At 72.9% G+C, this 5,961-nt stretch carries 4 protein-coding genes; 2 read left to right on the forward strand and 2 right to left on the reverse strand.

Annotated features, from left to right (window positions below):
• On the reverse strand, positions 1-2,338 hold a 2,338-nt coding region (locus tag B9S61_RS03340; RefSeq protein WP_103540840.1), incomplete at its 3' end, for a nitrate- and nitrite sensing domain-containing protein.
• 419 nt (positions 2,339-2,757) lie between these two features.
• Between B9S61_RS03340 and B9S61_RS03345 the strand changes: the two genes are divergently transcribed.
• Positions 2,758-3,372, forward strand: coding sequence for a hypothetical protein (locus B9S61_RS03345; protein ID WP_103540841.1), 615 nt, complete (start codon positions 2,758-2,760; stop codon positions 3,370-3,372).
• A gap of 139 nt (positions 3,373-3,511) precedes the next feature.
• Positions 3,512-4,309, forward strand: a complete 798-nt coding sequence (locus B9S61_RS03350) for an IclR family transcriptional regulator (protein ID WP_103540842.1) — start codon at positions 3,512-3,514, stop codon at positions 4,307-4,309.
• A gap of 20 nt (positions 4,310-4,329) precedes the next feature.
• Here B9S61_RS03350 and B9S61_RS03355 read toward each other — a convergent pair.
• The coding region (locus B9S61_RS03355; RefSeq protein WP_103540843.1) for a hypothetical protein at positions 4,330-5,961 on the reverse strand (1,632 nt) is incomplete at its 5' end.

Below are 5,961 nucleotides of genomic sequence, written 5' to 3' on the forward strand. Positions count from 1 at the left end.
GGGCGGGCAGCACCGGCGCGGCTTCCAGTTCGGGGCGGACGGGCTCGGAGGCGGTCCCGTCCTCGTCGGCCCGCTCCCCCCGGGCGCTCAGGTCACGGACCGGCCGGCCGTGCGAGCTGACCAGCTTGGGAGCGGTCCTGCGGGTGAGCGGACCCGGCGTGCTCGTCCGGTCGTCCGGGTCCCCTTCCGTGGCGGCGGAGTGGGAGCGGCGGGGGCGGAACAGCCCGCCGTCCTCGCTCTCCCCGTCGCCCAGGGCACCCGGGAAGCCCTCGAGGGCGTCCAGGTCGACGGGGGCCTCCAGTTCGACGGGTCCGTCCAGCACCGAGGCGGGCAGCCGGGGCAGGTGCACGGGCACCTGGGAGAGCGCGGCGCGGCGGCTCTCCTCGGGCTCCCTGTCCTGGGAGCGCTGGGGGCGGTCGAGGCGGAAGCCGACGCCGTTGGTGTCCGGGATGTCGTCCGTCAGCAGGGCGTCGGGGATGAAGACGACGGCCGTGGTGCCGCCGTACGGGGAAGGCTGCAGGGAGACCCGGACGTTCTGCCGCTGGGCGAGACGGCTGACCACGAACAGTCCGAGCCGGTCCGTGTCGGAGAGTTCGAACTCCGGGGTCTCGGCGAGCCGGAGGTTGGCGTCCAGCAGCGCGTCGGCCGCCATACCGAGCCCGCGGTCGTGGATCTCCAGGGTGAAGCCGTTGCCCACCCGCTCGCCCACGACCTGGACCGCGGTGTGCGGTGGGGAGAACACCGTGGCGTTCTCCAGCAGTTCGGCCGTGAGATGGGTGAGGTCGGCGACGGCCGGGCCGGTGACGGCGACCCTCGGCAGCCGGCGGACCTCGATGCGCTCGTAGTCCTCGACCTCCGCGACGGCGGCGCGCACGACGTCCATGAGCTGGACGGGCTTGCGCCACTGCCGGGAGGGCGCGGCGCCGGAGAGGATCACCAGGCCCTCGGCGTGCCGGCGCATACGGGTGGTCAGGTGGTCCAGGCGGAAGAGGTCGGCGAGTTCCTCGGTGTCCTCGGTCCTGCGTTCCATGGTGTCCAGCAGGGTGAGCTGCTTGTGCAGCAGGACCTGGCTGCGGCGGGCGAGGTTGACGAACACCTCGGAGACGCCGGCGCGCAGTTCGGCCTGTTTGACGGCGGCCTCCACGGCTGCGCGCTGGAGGGTGTTGAGGGCCTGGCCGACCTCTCCCATCTCGTTCTTGTCGTACTCCAGTCGGGGCACCTCGGTCTCGATGTCGACCTGCTCGCCGGCCGAGAGGCGGCGCATCACGCTGGGCAGCCGCACGCCGGACGCCTCGTGGGCCTCCAGGCGCAGCTGCCGGAGGTCGCGGATGAGGCCGCGGCCGACACGTACGGAGAGGACGAGGGAGACGAGCAGGGCGACGAGTCCGAGGACACCGGCGATGACGGCCTGGCCGATGACGCCCATGGCGACGGGGCGGACGCGGTCCTGGTAGCGGTCGGTGGCTTGGTCGTTGAGGGTGCCGAGTTCGGCGAGCACATTGCCGGCGGCGGTGTCCCAGCTCTTCGCGGTGATCCCGCGCGGCGGTCCGGTGCCGGAGGAGACGGCGGCCTCCTCTCCCACGCGCAGCGGGGCGGACGCGGCGTTCTTCCAGAAGGTCTCGTAGCGGTCGCGTTCGGCCGCGGGCAGCTGCGGCAGACCGGCGTCGTACAGCAGCGTGCGCTGGGCGACGAAGTCGGAGATGTCCCGCACTTCGGAACGGGACAGTTCGCCGACGATCAGTGCCGAGCCGAGCAGGGCGTCCTCGCGGGAGAGCAGTTCGCGGGCGCGGGCGAGACTGACGAGGGCGCGGTACTGCTTGTCGAGCTCGACGTCGTCGACCACGTGCAGATTGGCCAGCAGCACGTAACACGGGTCGATCAGCCGGTTGTAGAGGTCGAGCGCCTGGGAGCGGTTGACGGTGCCGTCCTCGACGCTGCGGCGGAGGGATTCGACGCCGTTGAAGGACTCCAGCACCGCGCTGAGTTCACCGGAGTCCCCGTGCATGGCCTCCCGCACCTCCGCGTCGTCCGCGCTTCTGCGGACGGTACCGACGGCCTTGTCGGTGGCGGCCCGGCTGCGCCGGAGGGCGGCGAGTCCGTCGGAGGCGCGGGGGTCGGCGAGATAGACGAGAGTCTGCCGGCGCTCCTGCTGGAGGACGCGCACCGTGTCCTCGACGGGGAAACCGACCTCCTCCATCACCGACGACACGTCGAACAGATGGCTTGCCTCGCGGCCCGTGAGCACGGTGGTGAAGGCCCAGATCGCCGTCAGGGACACCAGCGGCACGAGAAGCAGCGCCACGATCTTCCGGCGGATGGACTTCCCGCGAAAGCGCATGGCCTCCCCCAGCTCGGTCCCCGGGCGGCCCGGGGGTACACATGTGCGTCAACAAACGGCGCGAGCCTACTACCGCAGCGGGGTCAACTCGAAGACCCGTCCGGAAGTCGTGGTTCCGTGCCGGTGACGGGAGATGGTGAGTTGTCCGGCCATTGCGGGAGATTGCCTCCCGGGACCGGGGGCGAGTCCGCCCGGGCGATCGGCCGGGCAGGCGGGCGTTGTTGGCCGATTTCTTTCCCGTTCGGGAATCTTCACGCCGTGCCGTTCGTCCTTCTCTGAGGGAAATGGGGGCGGAATCGGCCACAGGAGCCGTGTCCCGTACCCGGGCGGCGTAAAACAGCGCAAGCCGGGCAGCCACTGGGGAGACGGGTCTTCGGACACGGGCAAGTGGTCTGCTGGCGGTGGGGAGTGACACGTTGATGGGCACGGCGGAGCGGCGCGAAGCGCCCGAGGAGGACTCGGCGGTGCGGGTGGCATCGCGGTCGGACGCAGGCGGGCCGGGTCGCGGCACGCCCGTGGCCGGGCGCGGGACGAGTGCTGTGGCGACCGTGCACGGGACGACGCGGGAGAGCCGGGCCGGCGGTGCGGGGCGGGAGGCCCCGAGGGGCCCGGGTGCGTCCGCCGGTGCCCGCGAGCAGGGTCCTCACCGGACGCTGTGGGTCGAGGAGCCGGCGCGGCGACGCCGGTTGCCCGACCCGGTGCGGACGGCGGCCGTGCGGGCGGTGATCGTGATCGCCGTGACGCTGATTCAGGCCATGGTGGCTTTTCTGTGCACACTGGCCGGAGCCTGGCTGGCGTTCCCCATGGTCATCAGCAGCGTCGTCAGTACGATTCTGGCCACCTGGGCGGCGCTGGACGTGTGGGTGACCCGCCAGGTCTGGAACCAGCGCCATGGTGTGGTGTCGATGCCCAGCAGCACGGCGCGCGCCCTGAGGCGCGAGCGACGCCGCGCCCGCCGCCAGGAGCGGTCCGCTCAGCGTGCACAGGCACGAATACGCCGGCGCGGCGGAGCCGGGCAGCTGTCGCACCCCTGAGGCCGCCGGGGAGCCGGCCTGTCCGATACGGGCCGGCGGTGCCCTCGCTGGGCGTGCGCTCGGTACCCTGGGATCTCGCACGGCGCGGGCGTGAGCGTCCTGCGCAACTGCTCCCGACGGGATGATGAGAGCCGGAACCATGACCCGCGCGCGGAACGAGCCCGGGAGGGACGGGAAGGGCACCACGAGTGCCGTCCAGTCCGTGGACCGCGCCGTGAGCGTGCTGGAGATCCTCGCCCGGCACGGCGAGGCGGGGGTCACGGAGATCGCCGGTGAGCTGGCGGTGCACAAGTCCACCGCCTTCCGGCTGCTCGGTGTGCTGGAGAACCGCGGTCTGGTCGCGCAGGCCGAGGACCACGGCAAGTACCGTCTGGGCGCCGGCGTGCTGCGCCTCGCGGGGGCGGCCGCCCTGCGGCTCGACATCTCGCAGGAGGGGGTCCCGGTGTGCCGGGAACTCGCGGACGAACTGGGCGAGACGGTGAACATGGCGGTGCCGGACGAGGAGGCGGCCGTCAACATCATGCAGGCCCGCGGCACGGCGTCGGTCACGGCCCAGAACTGGCTCGGCCGGCGCACCCCGCTGCACGCCACGTCCAGCGGCAAGGTGTTCCTGGCCCATATGCCGCCCGCCCTGCGTGAGGGCCGCCTCGGCCGTCCGCTGCACCGGTTCACGGAACGCACGATCACCGAGGCACCGGTGCTGCGCGCCGAGCTGGCGAAGGTCTTCGCGCAGGGGTACGCCGTGACGCTGGAGGAGCTGGAGCTCGGCCTCGCCGCGGTCGCGGCGCCGGTCCGCTCGCACGACGGCTCGGTGATCGCGGCGATCAGTGTCTCCGGCCCGGTGTACCGGCTGACCGCGGAGCGGCTGCCGCGGCTGGGCGGCCGGACGGCTGCAGCGGCGGCCGAGCTGTCCCGGCGTATGGGCTACGGCTTCTGAGCCGCCGGGACGGTGCCTGATCAGCCGTTCGCCGGGGCGGGCCGCTTGAACATGCGGGTCGCGGTGATCTCGCTGTGCGCCTCCTCGGCCGGGTCCTGTTGGGGAAGCCCCGGCCGCAGGTGCTCCTCGACGCTGATGTACTTCAGGCCGGCCCGCAGGTCGGCGTCATTACGCAACCGGATGACCAGCGGGAACTCGGCAAGTGCCGTCGTGTCGAAGAGACCGGTGGTGTACAGCAGCTGGACACCGAGCGCGTCGGCGACCGCCCGCTGGAGCTCCAGCAGATAGGTGGCGTTGGCGCGGCCGATGGGGTTGTCCAGGAACAGCGTGCCGGCGTGCCGCTGCTTGTCCCGGCCTCGGTCGTTGGAGCGCAGGGCGGCCATCGTGCAGTACAGGGCGATGGCGGCGGTGAGCAGCTGACCGCCGGAGAACACGTCGCCCATCTGTCCGACGGGCACCCGCTCGGCCCGCAGGACCGCGTCCGGCTTGAGGATCTCGACGGCGACGCCCTTCGGCCGCAGGGCGGCGGCGACCCCGCGCAGCAGCAGGGACATGCCGTCGCGCCGCAGGTCGGAGTTCTTCTTCACGGCCGACCGGGTCGCCTCGTCGATGACCTCTCCGAGGCGCTCGGTGAGGGTGGCCTGGTCGGGTTCCTCGAAGCGGATGCGCAGGAACTCCTGCCCGGACCACTCGCCGAGGCCCTCCGGAAGCCGGGACAGCCGCTGTGCCGAGCGGAGGGTGGCGAGGGCCGAGTCGACCAGCCCCCGCAGCCGGTCCACGATCGAGTCGCGGTTGCGCTCCAACTGCTCCAGCTCGTCGGTGAGGACCCTGAGCCGGGGTGCGAAGGCGTCCGCCCACTTCTGGGCGTGCTCCGGCAGCGCGGAGGCGGGGAGCTCCCGGATCTGCTGGCGCGCGGGGGTGCGGACCTGCTCGTAGCGCGTGGAGTTGGCGTGCCGGACGAGGACGTCGCTCGCCTCGCGCACGGTGGATTCCGCGGCGGACAGGTCGGCGGCGCAGCCCCGCAGGGAGCGGCGGGCCTCGGCGGCGGACCGCCGCGCCTCGTCCAGTCCGCCCGGGTAGGGATCGGGCTGCTCCTGCTCCTCCTCCGAGGCGTGCTCGCGCAGCAGGTCGCGGAGCATGGCGGCGATCTCGTCGAAGCCGCCGGCCGCGTCCTCGGCGGCGCGGTGTGTGTCGAGGAGTTCGACGTGGGCGTCCCGGGCCTGCTGCGACGCCTCGCTGCGGGAGGCGAGTTCGGTGGTGGCGGTGCGCAGCAGCGCCTGCGCGTGCCCGGCGTCGCGCGGGATCAGCTCGTCGGGCAGTTCGGTGTGCGCCCCGCCGTCCTCGGGCGCGAGCCGCTCCGCCTCGCCGCGCAGCCGCCCGAGCTGCTCGCTCGCCCCGGACATCCGGGTCTCCAGGAGCTGCACCAGTTCCTCGGCTCGGGCGGCGGCGGCCTGCCGGCTGGGGCCGTCGGAGCCGTCGGGCGACTGGAGCAGTTGCTCCGCGCGGGTGCGGACCTTGTTGCTGAGCCGGTCCAGATCCGCGCGGGCGGCGCTCTCGTCGCTCTCCGCGCGGGCCTGTTCGGCGCGCAGGTCGGCGCCGACACCCGAACCTGGTCCACAGCTCCCGCTGGAACTGTTCCAGGACGTGCTGAG

It is taken from the genome of Streptomyces sp. SM1, assembly GCF_002910825.1.
Lineage (GTDB): Bacteria > Actinomycetota > Actinomycetes > Streptomycetales > Streptomycetaceae > Streptomyces > Streptomyces okerensis.

Bases quoted from the DNA above. Each gene is read 5' to 3' on its own strand.
- B9S61_RS03350 (WP_103540842.1), top strand. From the start codon at position 3,512: ATGACCCGCGCGCGGAACGAGCCCGGGAGGGACGGGAAGGGCACCACG.
- B9S61_RS03345 (WP_103540841.1), top strand. From the start codon at position 2,758: ATGGGCACGGCGGAGCGGCGCGAAGCGCCCGAGGAGGACTCGGCGGTG.